This is a genomic window from Paenactinomyces guangxiensis (assembly GCF_016055185.1).
Taxonomy (GTDB): Bacteria; Bacillota; Bacilli; order Thermoactinomycetales; family Thermoactinomycetaceae; genus Paenactinomyces; species Paenactinomyces guangxiensis.
Genome location: NZ_JAECVR010000032.1, coordinates 1 through 23,506 on the forward strand (window position 1 = coordinate 1; position 23,506 = coordinate 23,506).

Genomic DNA, 23,506 nt, shown 5'->3' on the forward strand with positions numbered 1-23,506 from the left:
GGTGACCAGGCTTGTTTCAAAGGTGTAACTGTTGCATTTAAGTTTAAATGTGTTCCTGAGCTCGCGGGTGACTTCCTCGATTTTGTGCCGCGGATATCCCAGTTTTGCCAGTACATAAATGATGCTGCTGACTGCTTCACTTTTCTTTATGTAATGTTGTGTTTCATTTTTCGCCATCCTCTTTTTCCTCCTCCCTACATCCATACATCCAAACAACAGCATAAACTCAGCCAAAAATATCGAAAACTTTGCCGCTGATATAAGTAATCCCCTGATCCATCTCCACGGCGACACCATCCAGCAGATTAATCTGTACCTCTTTCCCCTCCAGCGTCTTCAGAGTGACCGTCATAGGTTTTCGTTCTTTCGGGACATAGTTGACATAGGCTGTGATCTCTTTTTCGTTAAAACCGGGAAGAAGATACCTTCTTGCTTCCAGTTGGACCCCGTACTGGGGCTGGGACTGAAGATCATTCCTAAAGTGGTAGATCTCATGGGGGTCGCCGGATACTTGCAGTCTCAGCATATCGTTCCTCCTCATAAACTGATTGATTATTTATTGATAATTTATAGTTTTTTTAATAATTTTTCAAATAACTGTTATCCGGAAGGCTGTCCGACAACATAAAAGGAATAACATACAGACCACCAAAATTATCAAAATCCATTTTCAAAATATTTGCAGGAATAACCCGAAAATGGAAGAAATGATACTGTCAAAGAACATACGATTTGGAAAAAATTTTTTTTAGGCAGGTGGTCAGAATGAAAAAACAACGCTTGGACCGGATCGAATTGGGGAAATTGATTCGGGCAACGAGGAAAGCGAAAAAACTGCGCCAGGAAGATCTGGCAGACAATATTATTTCCCAAGTAGTGGTGAGCAATATCGAGACTGGAAAAACTGATGTAAGTGAAAAGAAAATTATTTATCTGTTTAACAAACTCGGGTTGAAAGAAGAGGATATGAACAAGTTTTATATTGATGAAGAGAAAATCAATCAGGAAGAGGTTGCCGAAGAGTTGGAGTTAAGGTTGGAATCGATTGAAACGATTGTCGATTTAGTAGATGCCGATCAGGGTTTGGCTGAGTTAAGGTGTCTTCCCCTTCCTCCTGGCGATCCTTTCATAGTCGTTGTTCACTTTTTAAAGGGGAAAGGCTATCTTTTTAAAGGAAATCTGAAAAAGTCGAGAAAACACTTTTTTGAGGCTATTCGCTATCTGAATGATAAACACGCTAAGATATTGTCTACAAATTTAAAGTCTTTGTGCTACTATCAGCTAAGCCGTATTGAGTATCTCCAGAACGATTTACACGAAGCATTGGAATATTGCAAAAAAGGAATTAGCTCATTTATAATAGATGGAAAAAGGAAGTATACCAAACACTTATTATTGTTAAGCAAAGCCATTTATTTGCAAAAGCTCAACCGTCTTGAAGATGCTCAAACGGTAATGGATCAGATAACAACCAGTGCACATACAAATGAGCAAACAGAAGTTACTCCTTCTACGATTGACAGTAAAGAAATCGCCCTTAATTTGATTGAACTTCAAGCAACGATCTGGGCAAAGGGAAGCATGTACACACAGGCAATCAAACTTGCCCGTCAGGGGATTGAACTAGCCCGCATAGACCAAGCCTTTAATAGATCTTGCGAATTGTGGATAACTCTGGGCAGTATATATAGCGAAAAAGACAAATTTAATCTGGCAGAAATCTGTTTCTTAACTGCATTGAAACTCAAAGACAAAATTCAAACGGAGTATCTTCTCGCTTATGCATTCACACAATTGGGAACTTTATACTCAAAACGGGAAGAATTTTCACACGCAGAAGACCATTTCCTTAAAGCTGTAAAAATCAGCAGAAAAATTAACGATGCTTATCAAGAAACGGAAGCATTAATGGGATTGGGAAGCTGCTATGTTAAACAGAAGATGCACGAAAAAGCAACGAAGTGCCTTCACGAGGCATTGGATCTAGCCAAACAACACTCTTTTATGAAGCAAAAAAATCAATTACTTCTCATGTTGGGGCATTATCTGAAGAATATTGGAAATCCCCATTATCAGCAATATGCATTAGACTTTTTCTTTTCCAATGCCGATCCGCTATTTGGAGGAGGTGAGCAGCCTATGCTATACAGCCCAACAAAACGCCAAGTAGCTGATCCGCCAAACGGCTAAGAATTTTAAAGCAGCAATAATGAACTACCTTGATATGAATAAAAGCTCAGTTGTTGTAGATCATCAACTGAGCTTTAGTCTTTTTCCCTATGGTTGGATTGTCATAGTTTTCGATAATTGCCGAGTCAAAACAAATGCCGACTATTTTTCTAACTTCCACGGAACCAGGTAACGACTTAAATCAAAAGGAAATAACAATGTGGTGTACCATCTGTGACTATGGCTATTTTGTACCGCATAGCGCCATATTTGATAAGCAGCAGTATCGGTCATGCGGGAATGGGAAGCAAATGTAATAGCCTGATCTACGGGGACCGCATAGAACGCCTGTGTTTCAAAAGAGATATCTCTCGCCTCTTGAATAACAGGCAGAAGTTCTTCCCATGTTTGATCAATGGAGGCATGGTACAAGAAGATCGGCTGCATTTTCTGTTTCGGAACGACGATGCCATCGAAATTTAAACTCTCTAGATCAAGGTTTAATTCTTCTTTGATTTCCCGCAGGGAACATGAGAGAAACGGGTTTTCACAATCGAAGTCCACATTGCTAACTGTTCCCGCACAAGTTGCCCCATAATTGCCGGAAGACACTGCCACACGGGTCGTTCTCTCAACGATTCCGATCCTGCCTGTAGAATCAATAATCAGTATACTAACGGCAATGATATTCGCCAGCGAACGGTTCTCCAATACGTCTTCCACTTTCGTCGGCTGACCATACTTTTGGGTTTCGTTTACGACTTGTTGAATGATGCCAAAGCTGCGAAATGACCTGACAGCCGCAGCAACCTGACTGCGAAAGGAAAGGATGGGCGCATTAGCAGGATAAGCAGTAAGATTGGTAGCGATAAAGTCAAAAAATCCTACCTTTGAAATATGAGCGGTTACTTGCTGTTTATCATTTGACACGGAAGTCAAGCCATCCAAGCGGATGCTAGTTCCATTATGGGGGTTGGAACCATTACGGGCAGCGTGTAGTTTGACAAGGATTTCTCTCTCATATTCCGAAATCGGTGAAAGAAAATTTGAGGTTTCAAGCCTGTTAATGCTGGTGATTTGCAAGTTATGTAAGGCAAACACACGTCTTTTTGGGTGAATCAGCCTGCGAAGGTTTTGATTAATTCCCGACATGCGATAATAAAGCACGAAATACGCAGAGAATCCAATCATAATAAAGGTAATAAGATTGGCAACAACATATTTAAACATATTCGTCAAAGTCTCCATACCATATGCCCGACATAAAAAGAATGATCAAGGTAAATAAGAGGCAGCCTTTTATTTGCCTTGATCATGGTCTTTACCCTTTATTCATTTCAACTGGTCTCATCATCTTTTTTGTCTGAAGTTCCCGGTGCTTGCGGGTTGTAGATGGTTGGCAGCAGATGGTTGCGGTCGGTTCTTCCGGTGACCAGGCTTGTTTCAAAGGTGTAACTGTTGCATTTAAGTTTAAATGTGTTCCTGAGCTCGCGGGTGACTTCCTCGATTTTGTGCCGCGGATATCCGAGCTTGGCCAGTACATAAATGATGCGGCTGACTGCTTCACTTTTCTTTATGTAATGTTGTGTTTCATTTTTCGCCATCCTCTTTTCCTCCTCCCGCCCGCTGGTGATCAGCGGGCTGTATTCGATAACATCCATACATCCAAACAACAGCATAAACTCAGCCAAAAATATCGAAAACTTTGCCGCTGATATAGGTAATCCCCTGATCCAGCTCCACGGCGACACCATCCAGCAGATTAATCTGTACCTCTTTCCCCTCCAGCGTCTTCAGGGTGACCGTCATAGGTTTTCGTTCTTTCGGGACATAGTTGACATAGGCTGTGATCTCTTTTTCGTTAAAACCGGGAAGCAGATACCTTTTTGCTTCCAATTGAACCCCGTACTGGGGCTGGGATTGAAGATCGTTCATAAAGTGGTAGATCTCATGGGGGTCGCCTTTGACAGACACCTTTAACATGTTTTAACCTCCTTAAAAAGAATGCATTGGTTTTTTCTCCACTCTTTACCATCCAATGATTATATTGTAATATTGATTTATAAATTTTTCTACAAATTCAAATTTTTATTTTTCAGGCAAGTTACATAATAAAAAATCATATTTTTCTCAATCAACACATCCTTTAACCCAATTCATTAACAGATCTATAAAAAATTTGAGGTGAATTCGATGGATAAACCAATTGACCGTATCACAATCGGCCACATGATCAGAAAAAAGAGAAAGGAACTCCGCTTGACCCTGGATGATATCGCAGACGAATATGTTTCAGCTTCCACAGTCAGTAATCTTGAACGCGGCATCCCCAACGTGGCACTCGAAAAGATCGCGTATGTTGCCAAAAAGCTAGACCTAGAATTAACAGATTTGCCAAGCGTATTAAAGAAGATTGACAGAAGGGAAGAAAGAACGATCTCCAAGCTCAAAAAACTGATGACGACAGCAGATCTCGCCGCCCCTGATGAAGCGTTAAAACGCATTAAGGAATTAAAAGTAGATGAGTTTTCACCTTACTATGCCCTTTTTCTTTACCTGAAAGGCAGATGCCATTTGCAGAAAAGAAATCTCAGCAGAGCAGAAGGATTATTTTCAGATGTTCTCCGACTGCTTGAAAAGGATGATTTCTTTTCCAAAAATAATGTGAAGGCATTTTGTTACTACGATCTGGGACGGCTTTTTTATTACAAAAACGATTTGGAAATCGCTTTGGCTCATACACTGCGGGGGATCAAATCATATGATCCTGACCAGGAGGGAGAAAGACTCATTCATTCATTGATGGTCAGCAAAGCCATTTATCTTGAAAAGTTGGACCGGTATGAAGAAGCCCGAAGAACCATTGATGAACTATGGAAGGATATTAACTCAATCAAAAATATTTTTGTGCTTCTCAATATGTACGAAACAAAGGCATTAATCCTTAAAAAACAAAAAATGTATCATGAAGCAATTGAATTGGTATATGGGGGGATTGAGATTGCGCGGGTTAACAAGATGACCGAACGTTCGTTTGAGCTCTGGAATACTTTAGGCAGCATTTACCTTGAACTTCAGGAACTAGATGAGGCAGAAGAGTGCATTCTCACTGCCTTGGACTTTAAGAAAAAAATTGAAAAAGAACATTTAATCATTGGAGCTTATACCTTGTTAGGAAGAATTCACATGATGCAAGGAAGATGGGACGAATCAGAAAAAGACCTTCTTGAGGCGGTACGAATCGGAGCAAAAACAAATAATGCAAAAAGATTTGGTTGGGCGCTCATCACTCTAGGAGACTTGTATCAAGCTAATGAGAAATATTCAAAGGGAGTTGAGAATTACCAAAAAGCGGCGGAGATTGCAAAGCTTCACGGCTTTAAAACTCTGCAACATATTTCTCTGCTCGAATTGAGTAAGTGCTGGAAATACGTTGATAATAGTGAATTCACCAAGTCACTTGAAAATTTGTTCGAGATTGAAGTAAAATTGCATCAAGAGAGATCATTTTTATAAATCTGAAATCTATGGAGGGAGAAGTCATGATCAAACATCATGTTAATGAACCACCGGACAGCTAAAATATCCGTAAGTTGGTTTAAATATTAATTTCAATAGTATTTGAATCTGGAATCTTTCGCAGATTTATGAACCATTCAATGTATTTCAAGTAACATTGGTATTTTTCCCTTAAGATCTGTTGTGAATCCTGTCTGGTAAGATGGACTCACACAGACAACTTAGGGGATTTTTTATAGCCAAAAATGGTCACTTCATATTTCTATTAGCAATTCGGCGCTTTGTCAAGGCAAAAAGCGCTATTCCATCAAAAATGATGTTAGTATAATAAATACATGTGAAACCATTGCCTGTGATATTTTTTAAGTGAATACTATGAAGCAATTAAGCAGGATTTTGCAGTAGATACTATTTTTGCGGAGGAAAGACAATGCCGAAATTAACACAACAACAATTGGAATCTCATTTGTGGGAATCAGCAAATATTTTGCGGGGAAGTATTGATTCCTCTGATTATAAGAACTATATCTTCGGGATGCTTTTCCTGAAGCGGTTGAATGATGTATTTGTCGAAGTGGCGGAACAAATTGAGCGCGAAGAAGGAGAAAATTATGGCTGGTATGACCGGGATGAGCATCAGTTCTTTGTGCCGGAACGTGCCAGATGGTCTTACCTGAGCACCATTACACATGATGTTGGGTCGGCGATCAATGTGGCGTTTGAACTGTTGGAGGAAGAGAATCAAACGTTGCAGGGTGTACTGGCCAGCATTGACTTTAACGACAAGGAAAAACTGCCGGACAAGGTAATTTTACAGTTAATCCAGCACTTTAGCGCAATTGACTTATCAAATAAAAACTTATCCGAGCCGGACATGCTAGGGCGTGCCTACGAGTATTTAATCAAACAATTTGCCGACGATGCTGGCAAAAAGGGCGGCGAGTTCTATACTCCAAGCAAAGTGGTTGAATTGATTGTAAAGTTGATTAAGCCTGAAGAAGGTATGAGAGTCTGTGATCCCACCGTGGGTTCGGGTGGTATGCTGATTCAATCGGTTGATTACATAAAAAGCAAGAATGGAAATCCTATCAATTTAACGCTTCATGGTCAAGAGAAGAACCTGAATACCTGGGCGATATGCAAAATGAATCTGCTGCTGCATGGTCTTAAAGATCACCGGATCGAGAAAGGCGATACGATTCGTGATCCAAAGCTAATTGAAGATGGCGAACTGATGCAGTATGACCGTGTCATTGCAAATCCTCCGTTCAGCTTAAAAAATTGGGGACGTGAGGATGCAGAAAATGATGGCTACGGACGTTTCCGTTTTGGATTGCCTCCAAAGGATAAAGGAGACCTGGCATTTGTCCAGCATATGATTGCGTCATTGAATCATGAAGGCAAAGCTGGTGTCGTGATGCCACATGGCGTTCTGTTCCGTGGCGGAGCAGAAGGAAAGATTCGGAAGGGAATTTTGGAGGAGGATTTACTGGAAGCTGTTATTGGCCTGCCGCCCAATTTGTTCTATGGGACTGGTATTCCGGCATGTATTCTTATTTTTAGTCGTCAAAAAGAGGCACATAAACAGGGCAAGGTCTTCTTCTTGAACGGGGCGAATGATTATCAAGAGGGTAAAAATCAGAACTTCTTGCGTGATGAAGATATTGAGAAAATCGTTGCTGCCTATGACAAGTGGGAAGACGTTGAAAAGTATTGTAGAGTTGTTGATTTAGAAGAAATTCGTAATAACGAATATAACCTTAACATTGCTCGTTATGTTGAATCAACGGATGAAGAAGAGCAAATTGACGTTAAGGAAGCAGTTGCGGAACTTCGTAAACTGGAAAAAGAGAGACGAGAAATTGAGTTGGTGATGAACGGTTATTTAAAGGAGTTGGGATTTGGTGAGTGAGATAGTTGGTCCTCTAAAGTGGAGACTTTCTTTTCTCGAAGATGTACTTGAGAAAATAATTGGTGGAGGTACACCTTCACGTAAAGTTGAAGAGTATTATACAGGAAATATCTCTTGGGTCACTGTGAAGGATTTAGTGCATCATAAAATCTCGTCTTCCCAAGAATATATTACTGAAAAAGCGATACAGAATAGTGCTACAAATTTAATTCCAAAGGGAAACGTGATCATTGCTACCCGAATGGCTGTAGGTAAGGCTTTTATTAATGAAGTAGATGTTGCTATCAACCAAGATTTAAAAGCTTTAATACCAAATAAAAATATCATAGAGACTAAATTTCTTTTGTATTTTTTAATGAATAAATCGGAAGAAATTGAGAAGATGGGTACTGGTACTACCGTTAAAGGTATTAGACTAGAACAACTAAAAAAAATAAGAATTAATGTTCCATCTCTCCCAGAACAACGCAAAATCGCTGCCATTCTAACGTCCGTTGATGACGCCATCGAAAAAACGGAAGCCATCATCAAGCAGACGGAAAAGGCCAAAAAAGGCTTGATGCAACAGTTGTTGACGAAAGGGATTGGGCATACGGAGTTTAAGCAAACGGAGATTGGTGAGATTCCTGAGGCATGGGGAGTTGAATTACTAGATAATGTAGCAACTAGAAAGTCTGGTCATACACCGAACAAAAAGATTAACAATTACTGGAATGGTAGTATTCCGTGGATTTCTCTTAAAGATACTCAAAAACTAGATAACCGATATATCCGCGAGACAACCGACTATACAACTAATGCGGGTATAAAAAATTCATCAGCTGTGTTACTTCCAGCGGGTACAGTTGTTATCTCCCGGGATGCCACAGTCGGAAAAGTTGGGATAATGGGTGTTAAAATGGCAACAAGTCAGCATTTCATTAACTATATTTGCGGGCAAACAATTGATAGTCGATTCTTATATTACTACTTGCTTAGTTGTCGTTCGATATTTAAAAGAATTGCAGCAGGCAACACCATCAAGACAATTGGTCTTCCTTTCTTTAAGGAATTTAAAATTGCTCTGCCGCCAATTAACGAACAAAGACAAATTTCCAAAATTCTATGGGCTGTTGATGATAGAATAGAATATGAAAAGAAATATTTGGAACAGCTTGGTGTTCTCAAAAAAGCCCTCATGCAATCCCTCCTCACCGGCAAAGTCCGTGTCAAAGTCGATGAAAACGCCGAGGTGACAGCATGACTTCAGCCACCCAGAACTGGAACGAAAAACAACTGGTTGAAAACCGCCTGATCGACCAACTGAAACATCTGGGCTATCAATATATTCACGGCAAGGCGTTGGATGCGGAACGGGAGACCATCCGTGAGGTGGTCCTTGAAAACCGGCTCGCAAAGGCCATCAAACGAATCAACCCTTGGATCAGCGACAACAACCTTCGCAAAGTGATCCGTTATGTAACCCATATTGAAGCATCCAGCCTGATGGAAGCCAATGAACGTCTGCATGAGGACATGGTCCATTATATTTCCATCGAACAAGACATTGGCAGGGGCAAAAAGAATCAAACCGTAAAGCTGATCGACTTTGACAATATTGACAACAACGAATTTCTGGTGGTCAATCAGTTTAAAGTCAGCGGAGTCACAGACAACATTATCCCGGATGTGATTTTGTTCGTAAACGGGATTCCGCTAGTGGTCATGGAGTGCAAAAGTGCGTTTATCACCAGCCCGATTGCCCAGGCGGTGAAGCAGTTGCAGCGCTACCAGCGGGATTCTGAGCGTCTGTTTTACTATAACCAGATCTTGATTGCTACCTGCGGCCAGCAGGCGAAATATGCGGCGGTCGGGGCAAAGCTGAGGCATTACCGCGAATGGAAAGACCCCTATCCCCTGCGTACCACAGAGGTTGGGGACCGCCCCAATCCGCAGGACATCCTGGTTGCCGGGATGTTGACCAAAAAACATTTGTTGGACCTGGTGCAAAATTTTATCGTGTATGAACCGGAGGGCGGCAAAACCATTAAGAAACTGGCCCGTTACCAGCAGTTCCGGGCGGTCAACAAAGCGATTGAACGAATTCGAAACGCGGCAACCCCGGCTGACCGCGGCGGCGTGGTCTGGCACACACAGGGGTCCGGCAAGTCGCTGACCATGTTATATCTGTCAGTAAAGCTGCGGCGGGTGAAAGAACTTGAGAATCCAACGATTGTGATTGTGACAGACCGCAAAGACTTGGATACACAAATTACCAATACATTCCGGCGTTGCGGCTTTCCCAATCCACAGCAGGCCGGCAGCGTGGCAGAACTTCGTGAGCGGCTGAAACGGGGTTCGGGGGCAACCTTGATGACGACAGTGCAAAAGTTTCAGGACGCCCCGCAGAAAACCGCGTTAAGTACGGCCAGCAATATCTTTGTCCTGGTGGACGAAAGCCATCGCACCCAGTACAAAGGACTGGCCACCAATATGAGAACGGCGCTGCCGAATGCCTGCTATCTGGGCTTTACGGGAACACCAATTGACAAAAAGGATAAAAGCACAACTCGGACGTTTGGTTCCTACATTGACACGTACACCATCCAGCAAGCGGTTGATGACGGAGCGACCGTTCCGATTCTGTATGAAGGCAGACTGCCCGAATTAAGCATTGAGGGAAAAACACTGGACGCCCTGTTTGACCGTATGTTTCAGTTGTATTCAGAGGAAGACCGTGAACGGATCAAAAAGAAATACGCCAATGAGGAAGCGATTACAGGCGCCCCCAAACGGATTGAAGCGATATGCCTTGACATATTGGAACATTATGAAACCCATATTGCGCCCAATGGGTTTAAAGCCCAGATTGTCGCAGTCAACCGGGAAACGGCGGTTCTTTACAAAAAGATGCTGGATAAGCTGAACGGCCCCGAGTCTGTGGTCATTATTTCGGGCAGAAATTCGGACACTGAAGAATTGAAAAAGTTTCATTTGTCCAAGGAGCAGCAAAAACACTACATTGAACGGTTCAAAAAACCGCTGTCGGAAGATGCATTAGCGTTTATCATCGTATGTGATATGCTGCTCACCGGATTTGACGCACCGGTTGAACAGGTGATGTATCTGGATAAGCCGTTAAAAGAGCACAACCTGTTGCAGGCGATTGCCCGTGTAAACCGGACCTGTGACCAAAAGGATTACGGACTGATTGTTGATTATTATGGCGTGTCGGGATTCCTCAAACAGGCGCTGGGCGTGTTCAAGGAACAGGATGTCCGCGGGGCCATGCTGCCGATTGAGAGCGAGCTGCCGCGATTGCAAACACGTCACCGGGCGGCGATGCGCTTTTTTGATTACACCCGGAAATCTGACCTGGAAGCCTGTCTGAAAGTGCTGGAACCGGAAGATGTCCGCACCCAATTTGATATTGCCTTTAAGAAGTTCAGCTCCAGTATGGACATGATCATGCCAAACCCTGCCGCTAATCCCTATCGGGAGGATTTAAAGTTTCTCGGAAAGGTTCGGCTGGCTGCCAAACAGCGGTTCAGGGATGAAGAGATGGACATTTCCGATTGCGGCGAAAAAGTGAAACAGCTGATTGAGGAGTACATTCAGACCAGCCATGTTTCCGTATTGCATGAACCGGTCGACATTCTGTCCAGCTGGTACATGAAAAAAATAGATCAGATGGCCTCCGATGAAGCAAAGGCATCGGAGATGGAACATGCGATCCGCCATGAGATCCGGGTGAAGCTGGATGAAAACCCCGTCTTCTACACTTCATTGCGTGAAAAGCTGGAACAGCTGATTCAAGGCAGAAAAGAAGAACGGATCGAATCGGTTCAATTGGTTTTGGAACTCAAAGAGCTGATCAACCAGATGAGAGGTTATACGAGTGAGGCGGAAAAAGCAGGGTTAACCAGAGAGGAATATCCTTTTTATCTGTTGTTGCAACAGGAACTGGCCCAGAACGACGACGACCATGAAGCCATGAAAGATTTAACTCAAATCATTGTGGAAGACGTTTCCACTCTGGCCCAGGTCGTTGAATGGACGGAGAAAGCAGATGTCCAGAGAGAAATGAGAAAGAGAATCAAGCGCCAGCTGCGGGCAAGCAAATGCCCCACCGATAAACTGGAATCCCTTCCGCAAAAGGTGTTGGATTTAGCCCGGGTGCATTTTAAAAAGTAAGAGTCGGACCGTGAATCCTGAGCCATTCTTTACGCTCTCCATAGTCGGGCAGGATGGATTGCACCATCGACCAAAAAGCGGTTGAATGGTCCGGATGTTTCAAGTGGGCCAACTCATGAACAACAACATAATCAACAATCCGCATCGGAGCCATAAATATCTTCCAATTGATATGGATGGTTCCTTTTTTTGTGCAACTGCCCCAGCGTGCCTGTTGATCCTTTACCACCAGCTTAGACGGATAACACTCCATCTTGGGACAGAAGATCCGCAAACGCTCTTCCGCTTTTGCATGCCCGTGTGTGATATACCACTGCCGAAACAATGCTTTAAGATGTTCCTGCCGCTGTTGCAAATCCCAACTTTTTGGCACCTTCGCCAAAAAACGACCCTTTTGAAAGATCAATGAGGCACCGTCATGCTGTTCCAGCGAATCCACTTTCAGCCGGTACTGCCGTCCCAGATACGGAAACTTTTCGCCGCTTAAAAATTCCTTGGCCGACTTCAGGGACTGGATCTCGTTCAATTCATACACTTTTTGCAAAATCCACGGCGCTTTCTTATGTAATACACGTTCCACAACCGCTTGATCGATATTTTCCGGAGCCCGTACACTCACCCCGTTCGCCCAATCTACTGCAACAGTTATGTCTTTCTGATCCGGTTGATATTGGAGCGAATAATCGATGGTTGAATGGCCGTATTGAAACCTGGGCATGTCATTACAATCCTTTCGTTAGTGAGACAAAAGTTATACTCTTCATTTTAGCAGCCGGCGTTTCCGGTGTGAACCGGAATATAGATCGGGTTCATGGCTGCCCTGTACATGGTTTCGGACTTTTTTGTTTCAGCAAACAATTCAAGGTCAAGAAATGTCACCTGATTCCCCAACTATAACTTTCAGGATTTGTTGAGCATAGTTGAAGGCATTTTCATCTTTCATCTTGTTCCCAATCGACTCAAATCAAAATAAACTCGAATGATAAAAAAACGCCAGCCGATCCACTGACGTTTTTTATATAACCCTATTAAAATATATTTCTTTCACTTGCGAAGAAACGAACCGGAAAATAAATCAACACACCTGTGCCTTTTCGGTATAATAGCTGCTAAGTGTAAATACTAAAATGGGAAGAATCAGGGTATTGATCAATATTTGGACAAAAGCGTGAGCTAAAAACCAGGGAGCCAACATCTCTGTCCCAAAATAAGCCAGGCTGGCTGCCGCTAATTCTATCACTTGAATAATCATGATAAAAGCGAAGATGCGAAGAAAGTGCCTTTTCCCAAAATGAAAAGCTTCTTTAAACCCGCTCCACCATAATTTCTCTTTAAAAATCACTACATACGGGAACAAAAAAAGCACGATTAATATCAGGATTCCCGGAATGAGAAGCATTGCACTTCCGACTACAACCAACAATGCATAAATCAATGCTAAAACATAAATTGGAAATGAGTATTCCAGGGTTCTGACTATAACCCTTGACAGTTTGACCGTGCGATTGACTATATCTTCATATGACAAACAGATAAAAGGGATCTGAACAAGACAGAGTGAGATGACATTAAAAAATAGGATGAAGAAAAAACCGTAAACAGGGATGCCATATATATCAAATAAATTGAGGAAGTAATTTGAAAGAAAAAGGTTGATCAATTGTACGGGGATGACCATAAATAAACCCAGTAAAATAATCTTCAGCCAGTTTTCTTGATATATAATGAGTGAATTTTTTATAAAATTCATATTGTCACCTCTTCTCTTATCTTGGATTTAAAGTATCATCGTAAATTTCCTGTAATAACCTTTTGTGTGATTCTGTTTCATGTCCTGCAATTTGATTTTTAATCTTTTCAACTTCTTCATCCGGAATCTCCAGTACACTTAACATCCTATCGTGATGGATTTTCAATCTTAATAGAACAAACCACAAATCCAGTCTGTAGAAGGGAATATATTTATACAAATGATTAAGAAGCCGGTTTCTTTCAGATGCCGTATCAATTTGAGACATATTCTGGGTAAATCCGCATTCAACCATCTGTCTGTTTAATTCCAAAAGCCGGTCGCCTTCTTCATAAGTCATGTACTTCTTCTTTTCGATAATATCATCAAACAGAGTATGAGCCTCTTTTACAATATTTTTTATCTTAATTTGGTTTTCAATCATGGTCTCAGCCATTCTTTTAAATTCATTTAATGAATGGGTCATTTTATTGTCTAGCTTTTCACCTAAGCTTCTCTCAATATATTTTAAAAGTCTTAATACTGATTTATAAATCCACTTTGTAGGTGTGCGTTTCCAATTAGTTCCAACCGTATAAAAAATCTTATTTAACCCTACAGAGACGCCTGCCGTTCTAATAATCGGTTTTGCATATTCAAATGATGGCATATTTCCTTCTTCGTCTACTACTAGATACTTATCAGCATCATTAAAATGTATGTAAAAAAAATATTTTCCTTGATAATAAATCTTAGTTGGTAATACATCATAATCGCCAAGCTCTTGACTATACCTATTTACAATCTCAAAAGCATGGTCAGTTAATAATTTATTACTCATTTTCTTACCCCCCCTATTCAACCGGACTCGAAAGCCCGGTTGATTTATAATCTCCAAGTCCAAAATTCCCTATTTTCTTTTTTTCCACCATTTTGCTATAGTTCCTCCGGCAAATAAGAGCAAGCCTGCTCCGGCAACAATCCCCCCTGCTGCCGGACCTCCTACTGCGGTAGCTATAGGGGCTAAACCAAGTAATGTTTCACCAACACTTGCAACGCCGGATGCATAGTCTTTTTTATGTACAATATTATAATATGCATCAGCAGCAGATAGTCCTGCTCCAATTGTACCAGTGACAACATTTGCTTTTGAAACAATCTTTGTCGCCGCAGCTCCTGTACCAATGATTCCATCCGTCTTTTTTGCCCATAGTCCCCACTTTCCAAATTCCGTGGATACAAATTTTGCTCCTTTTTGAATAGTTTGCTCTGAAGTTTTAAAGTCTCTCCAATTTCTATAGTAACCAAAAGTTTCGTAGGCATTATCGCCAATTTGGGCAAAATCCAAGCCCATCTTTAAGTAACTATCTTCTGCAGTAAAAAGACCCAAAGTGTTTCTATGAAACTTGTTTAAATCATATTTTTTCTGAGCCCATTTTGTAAAATCTAAATCCTGCTGGAAAGCTGTTTTGCGGTACTGTGGAACCTTATCCCAGCTGCCAAACTGCTGAATCAAGGCTTTTTTCCTAAGATCAAAATTTTGCTGAGTCAGTTTTATAGCCGCATCATGTTTTCCATATTCAGTTAACATATCCTTAAGTACATATTTACCAACATCATAAGGTTCAGGTGGTTTTTCACTCCCGCCAATGGATATTGATTTTTTTGATTGATTCGGTGGTGGATTTGCCGGGCCTTTTTGGGGCTTGTCAAAATCGTCATTGACCTCGGGCACATCAAAACCGCCTCCGCCAGGATTCGCAAAAACTGCACCGAAACCAAAGATATTGATTCCAACAATTACAAAGAGAGTGATAACTGCTAGCCGTTGAACATACTTACTCATATTAACCGTTACTTTCGCTCCTCTTTCAACATGTCCCGTTCCGCCACTTGCGCAACCTGTGGGCGGGCACGAAGTTATTCGTCCTCCGTAACAGATTCACCTCTCTTTTTTTGAAAAATGACTAAAAAAGGACAGGTTCAACTTTAGGTCATTTCTGCCCAACAAAAATCAAAAGCTTTACCCATGTGAAGGTAAAGGGATTACCCAATATTGTTAATTCTATCTGACAGACATTTAATTCGCAATATTTATATTTAAAATTTTCATCTAAATGTCATATTTTAGTTGCAAATAACCATTGAAACAGACTGGTTTCAAGTATTCCTTGATCGCTGCACCATCCTCTTCCATTCTATTTTGTTGTTCTTAAGAACTGGTTAAAAATATTTTAATATTTTTTATATACTGGTTTTTATAAACAAAAAAAATCAAATCTCTATATTTCATTCAAAAGTTGATCAATGTTAAATGGACGCTTTCACGCTTGGGAAAAGTTTACCGACGCATTAAATATGACTGTTGGACTGTTAACCCATATTGTCCGCCAAAAACTCACTGGATTTTACAAGTTGGAAACAATTCTTTATTCCTCTGAAACAATCTGTTTCTACAATACCCATAAGACAGGATGATCCCTGTCGGTGTTACATGAAAGGGGCGTATCCAACTTGATACAATCCGGGGAGGGGTGAGATAAGGGAAACGTGACTTTCTGAGAATGTGTTGGATTCAACAGGTATAAAACATTTATTCAGGTGGTGGACTTCATGAAAAAAGTGCTTGCCGGTTTATTTGCCTTCTTGCTCTTGTTTGCCGTCTCTTCCGGGCAAACCTACGCGGCTACGTTTGTTAAAGGGAAAGCAGTCGTTACATCTGAGCACAAAACTGAAGTTTTTTATGCTGAAGCCGGTGAAATCTACTTTAAACATCGCAACCTGGCCGACCGGGAGTATATCTACACTCGTATAGAGCTGTACAAGGAGGATGGAACCCTCGTTCAAACCCGGGTGGGCAATGCTTATAATTTTGTCTCCCATGCCGATTCGCCATACACCGTTCCTGAAGACGGAAACTATTATTTCCGCCTGGTCAATGAAACTCCGGACAGCCACTGGTTTGTCAAATACTCTGTTTCCGACGAGTCCGATTTCTGGGAGTAATGATATAGAGTCACAAAAAGGGCCAGACCGGGGAAGTGAACTATAAACACAGCGGATTCGCCCTCCAATCATCTCCTGTTTGCTGCTGTGATGGTCCGGATGCCGGCTCACCCGGTACTGGCCAGACTCTGTACATCGTATACCGGCATTTGGCAGTTATAAACGTTAAGTATTTATTGATCATTCCAAAAACGTGACACAAGTAAAAAATGATTGTATAATCAAGTAAGCATTTGCACAGGATAACAATATCGGCGCCACTATCACCCGAAACCATGGCCTCTTCGGCCGTGCGGAAATCCCGTGAGGGATAGGGAATAGGGCGCTGATTTATTTTCTTTGGAAACACCATATATTAAAGCCTTCACTCTCATTCGGATAGTGGCATGCAGATAAAGAAACCTGAAGCGTTTTCTCTATATGGTCCACTACGTCCACTTTAGCATTTTTTGAATAATTTTGTTTGGCGTTCGCGTAAGAGCCGTTTTTTACATATCCGATCGCACCGGCAAAAACATCTGCAAGTTGTAATTGAACTTGTGCTCCGTCCCTCGGCTCCACACGCCTGACGACTGAATTTGGAAAACTTGCAGTGACAAAAGGATGCCTCGCTCCCTTTTCTTCCATTACATTCATAATATAATCCTGAACCATCCTGTTATTTAAATAGCGCTCCAGGTCCTGGTAACGCCCCGGAACGGAGTTGCTCTTTCTGTCCAAATAAATATCATATCTGTGTCCGGTACGTAATTTTTTATAAATCAGCCAGTAAAACATTTTATAAAAGTGTGTTTCCTCATCGTCCCCTTCTCTTTTATTTTTGCTATCAGACATATCAACAACAAGAGCACGGAATTTGAGTGATCCCTGTCTCATGTATTTATTGAATATGTCAACCAGCCCTTTATAAGCGCATCTTTGATGGCCCTTCATTTCCGACCAGTGAAATTCTTTATAGAAGTTCATTTCCTGTTTCAAACGATGTACATCTCTTTCAAAGTCAGCAGTAAAGGCCGTATTTTCCCAAATGGTTCCCAGTACCATATATTGATGTGCATTCTGGCAACTTTCATCACCCCAAATGGTAACCAAAGCCATCCTTTCATTCTCCATTCAATAACTCTTTTTCCCTTGATACAAGAATGGCCGTATTTTTTTGTTTTTAACACAAAAAGACAGGGTCGACCCTGGGGTCAACCCTGTTCAATAGGAAATTGAAATTTATGGATAGATTCTGCATTTTGGTAACATGGCTCCTTGCGAAATGGAAGCTGGCTATTATCCTTTTCAGATCACGGACTCATTTGCTGTGTTTGATCTCTGTTTTATACTTGTCCAAGTCTTTTAGATCTAGCGTCTGTATATCACCTGAAATATTGTACCTTCTTAACAGATACTTTCCAGAATCTTCACTTTTGGGAGCGGACTTTAATTGATCGTTATACACAAATATCGTTACTGTAACCTTATTAAAGTTCATCTTTTTCAACTCGTGAAGAAAGTTGGTGATATCTTCTTTTTCCTGCCCCCCATGTTGATAAATCTCAAATGTCACATTTAATGAAAAATCTTTTTCTCCTTTTTTGAGTATATCAAATACGGAAGGGATATCCCCTTTATATTTTCGTTCCACACCGTCCCTATAACCATATGTGAAATGTTCCATCTTTCTAAGATCCATTGTCTTTTTCACAAGCTCTTTGATTTGAGGCCGCAATTCATTCGTCCACAATCTATCTACATAAGTGTCTTGAAAGGGATCGGGTGGAGTCCAGAAGAGAGCAACGGGGGTCTTCTTGCCATCTTCTATATAACCATTAATAAAATATGTTTCACCAAAAACATGGTCTTTCCGTACTTCCTCAACCACATAGCCCTTCCCGTAAGTCGTTTTTATATAATTTACCGACGCTTCCTTTACCTTTTTTTCTTCTTCCGGTGTCATTTTTGACAGATCTTTTTGAAGGAGAAAAGAGCAACCACTTAGCAGGATCACTAACATCATGACCATTAACCCGAACCATACCCCATACTTCCGGGATATTACTGCCATATCATCACATCCTTATCTGGGAACAATGTTTCCATTATGCTTATAAATTATTTTGCTTATTGAAGAGTTGTAATTCCTCCCCTTATCAGTTAATCCGGTAAAGTTCATAATTGAATGAGTGGAACCGGCATCAAAATTCAGATTCAATAGATCGTTATCCAATCCAACTTTTCTCGTTTCCTGTCCTTTTTCATCTATATAGTATGTTTCACCTGATCTGAAACCGACTCCCCCCACCAAATCGTGGTTGAAATTATAATTTACGATTAAATCATCATCTTTACCAAGATATTCGTTAATGGCTTGCTTTCGATTATCAGGATCAAGCATATTGATTACATAGGTAGCTCCGGTGAGTTCAACACCAAATACAGTACCAAGTGCAGCACCGCCAGGACCAGCTTTAGCGCCTAAAGCTGCTGGTGCAACTGTAGACGCATTCACGTTTGGGAAAAGATTTTTACCAGCCGCATTAAATGTGAATGTGGGAACCTTATACTTATGTCCCGCATCATTCGCCAAATATCCTCCCAATGAATGCCCGGTCAGTACAAATTGATAACCTTGATATTTTGGATTATTTAATGCCTCTTCTACAAATTCTCTGGCAGAATGTAACTGGGGATTGACAATATCGAGCCCCACCCCTATTGTAGCATCCGTCACAACATCATTAGGCTTTTTAAACTCTGTTCCTCTAAAAGCTATGATAACTTCATGCGTACCATCATTTACAAACATAACAGCCTGAAGCCCGTTAGGTAAATTCCTATATGAATTTGGGACTAGTGGGCCTGTTGGGTTTCTTTCATCTATTCTTACTAATCTCCACCCGTCACCTAACCAGAATGTAACTTGATCATCTGAAAGCGTCTCAAAAAAATAAGCTGCTTGTGAAGCCCTAGCTAAGGTTAAATCATCTACCTTCACATCTTTTCTTTGACCGTAAGGTCGGCTGTTATCAACACCGATCAACCTTGCCCCTTGGACCATTAGCTTATTTCCTAAAGCATATCCTCGCCGTGTGAATAAATATCCAGCGACACCTAATACGAATAATCCAAAAATAAATTTTACGTTTTCAACTACGAAATTGGTAATCCAATCCCAGGCGTAGGTAAGTGTATCTACTGTCCAATCCCAGATCTTGGTGGCGATATCTACCGTCCATTCCCAGACTTTGGTAGCTTTGTCTACCGTCCATTCCCAGGCGGCGGTGAGTGCATCTACGGTCCAATTCCATGCCTTGGTGGCGGTATCTACCGCCCAGTTCCAGCCTTTAGTGGCTGTGTCTACGGTCCAGTTCCAGGCACTGGCTACGCCTTCTTTGGTCGATTCCCAGGCATTGGTGACTGTTTCTTTGGTTTTTTCCCAGCCTTTGGACACTGTGCCGGTGGTCCAATCCCAGACGTTTTTCCAGAATCCGTCCTCTTCCTGTGAGCTTTGGGCCACGGACTCCTCTTGCTGAGGTGGCGGGGCTTGTTTGCCTTTGTTGAACTCGTCATTGATCTGGGGGACATTAAAGCCTCCTCCGGCAGGGTCTGCGTATACTTGGGCGCTGCCAAAGATATTGACTCCGACAAATAAGAATAGAATAATAAGTGCGAACCGATGAAAATGTTTTCTCATATCACCCGTTACGAAAAACCATTGAACTCTATGAAAAGCTTATGTATTTGTTTCATCGTGTCCTGTTTCTCCGGTTGGCGCCACAGGGGCATCAGGTCGGGGTACAGAGTTACCGGGTTTCCGTAACGGATTCACCTCACTTCACTATAAAAATGATGAAAAAAAGGACAGACTCGACTTTGAGTCAATTCTGTCCCCCAAGAAGTAAAAGTGTTTATAATTTGAAGGAAACATCGGCTGTTTGTCTTTAAACCTGGTCGGTTTGACGGAATTTGGTGGCGATTTGGGTCAAAGCCTGGGAGATGTTGTCCAGCAGGTGAACAAAGTTCTCCATGTTTTTTCTGGCTTCCTGGAAGTCCTGGAAGAAGCGTTGCTTGGTCATCCCGTCCCATTGACCTTCAAGGCCCTGGATTTGTTGATTCAGAACATTAATGATCTGGCTGCTTTCTTCGCGTTTTGCTTTAAACTGTTGTGCTACCTGTTCCACTTCTTCAGGCGTAATAAGAATACGTGCCATGCAAAAACCTCCCATTGAGTTTACTTAAATTATTTACATTGTAAATTATAGCTAATATATATTTAATTTGCAATATTTTATTTTAAATTTCATGTTAACGTCACATTTGATTGAAAATATTTTATAATCGTCCGAATGCCGAATATTCAAGGCATTCCCCGTTTCCGGCTTATTCTTTCCTTAAAAATATTTTAATATAAAGGGTATACCAAAAACGGCAACCCCTTTTTGATATAATATTTTTTTAAACATAATGATTCGTATTTCGTTCAACCTTTTTTCTTCATCTTTATTTGAACTGGAATCATCAGGTGGTGAAGATCTTATTAACCAGAATATCGACCGTTAATCACATGTAAATCAGAAAACTGGCCGGCTGCTACTGCGCAATAGAAAAAAAGTGAATAATAGGAGGTTTTTCTATTGGAGAATCAAAGCAATCCCTCTATCAATCTAAAAAAATTTCTCCAATTAATTGACGTAAAGTCCATCCCCAAATCGCTGGTCGCTCTGGTGCTCGGATTAAGTTTGATCTCTACCGTTGCCGGACTGATTCTGCCTTTGTTTACCCGGGATCTGGTGGATGTAATGACCGTTAAGGCTCTAAATTACAGTACGATTCTGCTTCTTTTGGCTGCTTTTGTCATCCAGGCGGTGGCCGGGGGATTCTCTACTTATTTTCTGGCCTATCTGGGAGAGAAGGTGGTAGCCGGCGTTCGCAAACGCCTGTGGAAGAAAATCTTGCTGCTGCCGGTCTCTTATTTTGATCAGAACCGTTCCGGTGAGTCGATCAGCCGGATCAATAACGATACAGCTGTCATTAAAGAGTTGATCAGCACACAGTTGGTCTCCATTTTTTCCGGCATGGTGTCGCTGGTCGGATCTCTGGTGATTCTGTTTTATTTAGACTGGTCCATGACGTTGGTTATGCTTACAGCCGTTCCGATTATTTTCCTGATTATGAGACCGATTGGCAGACAGATGCGTAACATTTCTCTCCGTTTGCAAAATGAGACGGCCACCTTCACCGGCCTGATTACACAGGTGATTTCAGAGATTCGGCTGGTGAAAGCTTATGTGGCTGAGCCTGTGGAAACAAAGCATGGGGAAGAAGGGATTCAACATTTATTCCGGACCGGTCTGAAAACAGCGCGGCTGATGGCGATCCTGCAACCATTGATGAGCTTTGTGATGATGTTTATGCTGGTTGTGATTATTGGTTACGGGGGATACCGCGTGGCATCGGGCGGTTTAAGTGCGTGTGATTTAGTCGCGTTTATTTTGTATCTGTTTCAGATTATTTTCCCGATCACCATGCTGACCCAATTTTTTACCAGTCTGCAAAAGGCGATGGGAGCCACTGAACGGATTGTTGAAATTCTGGATCATGAGGAAGAAGATACAGAAGCAAAAGGACAAAAGGTAAATCCCTCTCTTCCGATTCATTTTGAACAGGTTCATTTTGCTTATCCAAATAGCGATGTTGTTTTAAATCATGTCAGTTTTACCATTCAACCGGGGAAGGTAACGGCCATTGTTGGTCCGAGCGGAAGCGGAAAGACAACCATCTTTTCTCTGCTGGAGCGTTTTTATCAGCCGTCGGGCGGGGAAATCCGTCTGGGAGATACCCCGCTGCCGGAGATTGGACTCAGGGAGTGGCGCAGTTGCATCGGCTATGTCTCCCAGGAAAGTCCGCTGCTCGCCGGTACCATTCGGGACAATATCTGTTACGCGATGGATCGGGAAGTCACTGATGAAGAGTTGGAGGAAGCGGCAAAGCTGGCTTATGCAGATGAATTTATCAAAAAACTGCCGGATGGTTTTGATACCCAGGTCGGAGAGCGCGGCATCATGTTATCCGGCGGCCAGCGGCAACGGATCGCCATTGCCCGCGCCATTTTGCATGATCCCAAAATCCTGATGCTGGATGAAGCTACTTCCGCCTTGGACTCCACTTCCGAGAAAGTGGTACAGGAAGCGTTGCAGAATCTGATGCAAGGCCGGACCACGCTTGTCATCGCGCATCGTTTATCTACTGTTGTAGACTCAGATCAGATTCTGGTGCTGGAAAAAGGAGTTCTGACCGGCATGGGCACCCATGAAGAATTGCTGGGAAGTCATCCGCTCTACCGGAAGCTGGTTGAGCAACAGTTTAAAAATGATAAGGCAGCTGATGAGCCAAGTACGATAGATAAATAAAAAAATGTAAAACCCGATTTTCTATAGATTAAGTCGGATTTTACATTATTTAAAAATGAACGGTTCGCCTTACCGCCTGGTAAAGAGGGAATCGACAGCTAGGAAGCGGCTTCCCGACAGAAGGAGATGGACAGCCACCGCCAACAGGATCAGGTCAAGCTCATATCCGCCAATAAATCCCGCTGACAGCTTTGCGGTAAAAATCGCGCCAAGCATAATCAAGGCCAACAGGGCTGACACGATTCGGGTTCCCAGTCCAACAATGATTGCAAGCCCACCGGCCAGTTCAATAACGGCAACCGGATAAGCTGCAAATCCCGGGAGTCCGAGGCTTGAAAAGAAACCGGCCGTCTTTTCAATTCCGCCCTGGAATTTAGCCAGCCCGTGAACAAAGAAAATAAGTCCAAAAGTGATACGCAGTAACAATAAACCGATTTCGTAACGTCTTTCCATGAAAATCCTCCTAAAATAAACCTTTTATCTATCTATTTTTGGTTGTATTTGTAAAAAACGACATTTCAGTGCTGCATGTTCTCATTGCTGACAGCGACAGTAACACGATCGCCGGTGAGCCCCGGACGGGTTCTGCTCTGCTATACA

At 42.0% G+C, this 23,506-nt stretch carries 20 protein-coding genes; 7 read left to right on the plus strand and 13 right to left on the minus strand.

The genetic code is table 11. The features are described 5' to 3' along the window. Nucleotides 1-226 precede the first annotated feature (226 nt). Complete coding sequence (locus tag I8U27_RS18915) at nucleotides 227-526, minus strand: hypothetical protein (protein ID WP_181755087.1); 300 nt, start codon at nucleotides 524-526, stop codon at nucleotides 227-229. A 239-nt stretch (nucleotides 527-765) separates the two neighbouring features. Between I8U27_RS18915 and I8U27_RS18920 the strand changes: the two genes are divergently transcribed. After that, nucleotides 766-2,190, plus strand: a complete 1,425-nt coding sequence (locus I8U27_RS18920; protein ID WP_198065911.1) for a tetratricopeptide repeat protein — start codon at nucleotides 766-768, stop codon at nucleotides 2,188-2,190. A gap of 141 nt (nucleotides 2,191-2,331) precedes the next feature. Here I8U27_RS18920 and I8U27_RS18925 read toward each other — a convergent pair whose 3' ends face one another. The 3 genes from I8U27_RS18925 to I8U27_RS18935 form a co-directional block, all read right to left on the minus strand. Further along, on the minus strand, nucleotides 2,332-3,399 hold the full coding sequence (locus tag I8U27_RS18925) for an NUDIX hydrolase (protein ID WP_181755091.1): 1,068 nt from the start codon (nucleotides 3,397-3,399) through the stop codon (nucleotides 2,332-2,334). Between the two features lie 107 nt (nucleotides 3,400-3,506). Beyond that, nucleotides 3,507-3,773, minus strand: coding sequence for a hypothetical protein (locus I8U27_RS18930; protein ID WP_198065912.1), 267 nt, complete (start codon nucleotides 3,771-3,773; stop codon nucleotides 3,507-3,509). Between the two features lie 79 nt (nucleotides 3,774-3,852). Further along, nucleotides 3,853-4,152: a hypothetical protein gene (locus I8U27_RS18935; protein ID WP_181754782.1), complete on the minus strand. Its 300-nt coding sequence runs from the start codon at nucleotides 4,150-4,152 to the stop codon at nucleotides 3,853-3,855. Nucleotides 4,153-4,362: 210 nt separating this feature from the next. Between I8U27_RS18935 and I8U27_RS18940 the strand changes: the two genes are divergently transcribed. From I8U27_RS18940 to I8U27_RS18955, 4 genes are all read left to right on the plus strand, one after another. Continuing rightward, nucleotides 4,363-5,685, plus strand: coding sequence for a helix-turn-helix domain-containing protein (locus I8U27_RS18940; RefSeq protein ID WP_181754784.1), 1,323 nt, complete (start codon nucleotides 4,363-4,365; stop codon nucleotides 5,683-5,685). Nucleotides 5,686-6,118: 433 nt separating this feature from the next. Continuing rightward, the gene (locus I8U27_RS18945; RefSeq protein ID WP_181754786.1) at nucleotides 6,119-7,600 is read left to right on the plus strand and encodes a type I restriction-modification system subunit M; all 1,482 of its coding nucleotides are present in this window, start codon (nucleotides 6,119-6,121) and stop codon (nucleotides 7,598-7,600) included. Then, entirely contained in the window at nucleotides 7,593-8,843 is a 1,251-nt protein-coding gene (locus I8U27_RS18950; protein ID WP_181754789.1) for a restriction endonuclease subunit S, read from the plus strand. Before I8U27_RS18945 ends, I8U27_RS18950 begins: the two co-directional genes overlap by 8 nt. Then, nucleotides 8,840-11,773, plus strand: coding sequence for a type I restriction endonuclease subunit R (locus I8U27_RS18955; protein ID WP_181754791.1), 2,934 nt, complete (start codon nucleotides 8,840-8,842; stop codon nucleotides 11,771-11,773). Before I8U27_RS18950 ends, I8U27_RS18955 begins: the two co-directional genes overlap by 4 nt. On the opposite strand, the gene I8U27_RS18960 is transcribed toward I8U27_RS18955, so the two are convergent. The 4 genes from I8U27_RS18960 to I8U27_RS18975 form a co-directional block, all read right to left on the minus strand. Next, nucleotides 11,763-12,491, minus strand: a complete 729-nt coding sequence (locus tag I8U27_RS18960) for a M48 family metallopeptidase (protein ID WP_181754793.1) — start codon at nucleotides 12,489-12,491, stop codon at nucleotides 11,763-11,765. The two genes, I8U27_RS18955 and I8U27_RS18960, sit on opposite strands and share 11 nt — an antisense overlap. A gap of 357 nt (nucleotides 12,492-12,848) precedes the next feature. Further along, nucleotides 12,849-13,523, minus strand: a complete 675-nt coding sequence (locus I8U27_RS18965) for a hypothetical protein (protein ID WP_181754794.1) — start codon at nucleotides 13,521-13,523, stop codon at nucleotides 12,849-12,851. 16 nt (nucleotides 13,524-13,539) lie between these two features. Beyond that, nucleotides 13,540-14,343, minus strand: coding sequence for a hypothetical protein (locus tag I8U27_RS18970; RefSeq protein WP_181754797.1), 804 nt, complete (start codon nucleotides 14,341-14,343; stop codon nucleotides 13,540-13,542). 69 nt (nucleotides 14,344-14,412) lie between these two features. Continuing rightward, nucleotides 14,413-15,348: a hypothetical protein gene (locus tag I8U27_RS18975; protein WP_181754799.1), complete on the minus strand. Its 936-nt coding sequence runs from the start codon at nucleotides 15,346-15,348 to the stop codon at nucleotides 14,413-14,415. A gap of 767 nt (nucleotides 15,349-16,115) precedes the next feature. Here I8U27_RS18975 and I8U27_RS18980 point away from each other — a divergent pair. Continuing rightward, nucleotides 16,116-16,508: a hypothetical protein gene (locus tag I8U27_RS18980; RefSeq protein WP_181754801.1), complete on the plus strand. Its 393-nt coding sequence runs from the start codon at nucleotides 16,116-16,118 to the stop codon at nucleotides 16,506-16,508. Nucleotides 16,509-16,838: 330 nt separating this feature from the next. Here I8U27_RS18980 and I8U27_RS18985 read toward each other — a convergent pair whose 3' ends face one another. From I8U27_RS18985 to I8U27_RS19000, 4 genes are all read right to left on the minus strand, one after another. Next, nucleotides 16,839-17,606 (minus strand): DUF3800 domain-containing protein, encoded by a 768-nt coding sequence (locus tag I8U27_RS18985; RefSeq protein WP_181754803.1) that lies wholly within the window; start codon nucleotides 17,604-17,606, stop codon nucleotides 16,839-16,841. A 202-nt stretch (nucleotides 17,607-17,808) separates the two neighbouring features. Further along, nucleotides 17,809-18,561, minus strand: coding sequence for a hypothetical protein (locus I8U27_RS18990; protein ID WP_181754805.1), 753 nt, complete (start codon nucleotides 18,559-18,561; stop codon nucleotides 17,809-17,811). A gap of 12 nt (nucleotides 18,562-18,573) precedes the next feature. Continuing rightward, the gene (locus I8U27_RS18995; protein WP_181754807.1) at nucleotides 18,574-20,190 is read right to left on the minus strand and encodes an alpha/beta hydrolase family protein; all 1,617 of its coding nucleotides are present in this window, start codon (nucleotides 20,188-20,190) and stop codon (nucleotides 18,574-18,576) included. A 247-nt stretch (nucleotides 20,191-20,437) separates the two neighbouring features. Next, the gene (locus tag I8U27_RS19000) at nucleotides 20,438-20,707 is read right to left on the minus strand and encodes a WXG100 family type VII secretion target (protein WP_181754809.1); all 270 of its coding nucleotides are present in this window, start codon (nucleotides 20,705-20,707) and stop codon (nucleotides 20,438-20,440) included. Nucleotides 20,708-21,130: 423 nt separating this feature from the next. On the opposite strand from I8U27_RS19000, the gene I8U27_RS19005 reads away from it, so the two are divergent. After that, nucleotides 21,131-22,906 (plus strand): ABC transporter ATP-binding protein, encoded by a 1,776-nt coding sequence (locus I8U27_RS19005; protein ID WP_181754811.1) that lies wholly within the window; start codon nucleotides 21,131-21,133, stop codon nucleotides 22,904-22,906. 69 nt (nucleotides 22,907-22,975) lie between these two features. Here I8U27_RS19005 and I8U27_RS19010 read toward each other — a convergent pair whose 3' ends face one another. Next, nucleotides 22,976-23,359 (minus strand): DoxX family protein, encoded by a 384-nt coding sequence (locus tag I8U27_RS19010; RefSeq protein ID WP_181754813.1) that lies wholly within the window; start codon nucleotides 23,357-23,359, stop codon nucleotides 22,976-22,978. Between the last annotated feature and the right edge of the window lie 147 nt (nucleotides 23,360-23,506).

Coding starts and splice junctions, on each gene's coding strand:
- I8U27_RS18975 (WP_181754799.1), bottom strand. CDS start 15,348: ATGAGTAAGTATGTTCAACGGCTAGCAGTTATCACTCTCTTTGTAATT.
- I8U27_RS18935 (WP_181754782.1), bottom strand. CDS start 4,152: ATGTTAAAGGTGTCTGTCAAAGGCGACCCCCATGAGATCTACCACTTT.
- I8U27_RS18960 (WP_181754793.1), bottom strand. CDS start 12,491: ATGCCCAGGTTTCAATACGGCCATTCAACCATCGATTATTCGCTCCAA.
- I8U27_RS18985 (WP_181754803.1), bottom strand. CDS start 17,606: ATGGCTTTGGTTACCATTTGGGGTGATGAAAGTTGCCAGAATGCACAT.
- I8U27_RS18915 (WP_181755087.1), bottom strand. CDS start 526: ATGCTGAGACTGCAAGTATCCGGCGACCCCCATGAGATCTACCACTTT.
- I8U27_RS18945 (WP_181754786.1), top strand. CDS start 6,119: ATGCCGAAATTAACACAACAACAATTGGAATCTCATTTGTGGGAATCA.
- I8U27_RS18940 (WP_181754784.1), top strand. CDS start 4,363: ATGGATAAACCAATTGACCGTATCACAATCGGCCACATGATCAGAAAA.
- I8U27_RS18965 (WP_181754794.1), bottom strand. CDS start 13,523: ATGAATTTTATAAAAAATTCACTCATTATATATCAAGAAAACTGGCTG.
- I8U27_RS19010 (WP_181754813.1), bottom strand. CDS start 23,359: ATGGAAAGACGTTACGAAATCGGTTTATTGTTACTGCGTATCACTTTT.
- I8U27_RS18955 (WP_181754791.1), top strand. CDS start 8,840: ATGACTTCAGCCACCCAGAACTGGAACGAAAAACAACTGGTTGAAAAC.
- I8U27_RS18920 (WP_198065911.1), top strand. CDS start 766: ATGAAAAAACAACGCTTGGACCGGATCGAATTGGGGAAATTGATTCGG.
- I8U27_RS18970 (WP_181754797.1), bottom strand. CDS start 14,343: ATGAGTAATAAATTATTAACTGACCATGCTTTTGAGATTGTAAATAGG.
- I8U27_RS19000 (WP_181754809.1), bottom strand. CDS start 20,707: ATGGCACGTATTCTTATTACGCCTGAAGAAGTGGAACAGGTAGCACAA.
- I8U27_RS18980 (WP_181754801.1), top strand. CDS start 16,116: ATGAAAAAAGTGCTTGCCGGTTTATTTGCCTTCTTGCTCTTGTTTGCC.
- I8U27_RS18995 (WP_181754807.1), bottom strand. CDS start 20,190: ATGAGAAAACATTTTCATCGGTTCGCACTTATTATTCTATTCTTATTT.
- I8U27_RS18930 (WP_198065912.1), bottom strand. CDS start 3,773: ATGGCGAAAAATGAAACACAACATTACATAAAGAAAAGTGAAGCAGTC.
- I8U27_RS18925 (WP_181755091.1), bottom strand. CDS start 3,399: ATGTTTAAATATGTTGTTGCCAATCTTATTACCTTTATTATGATTGGA.
- I8U27_RS18990 (WP_181754805.1), bottom strand. CDS start 18,561: ATGGCAGTAATATCCCGGAAGTATGGGGTATGGTTCGGGTTAATGGTC.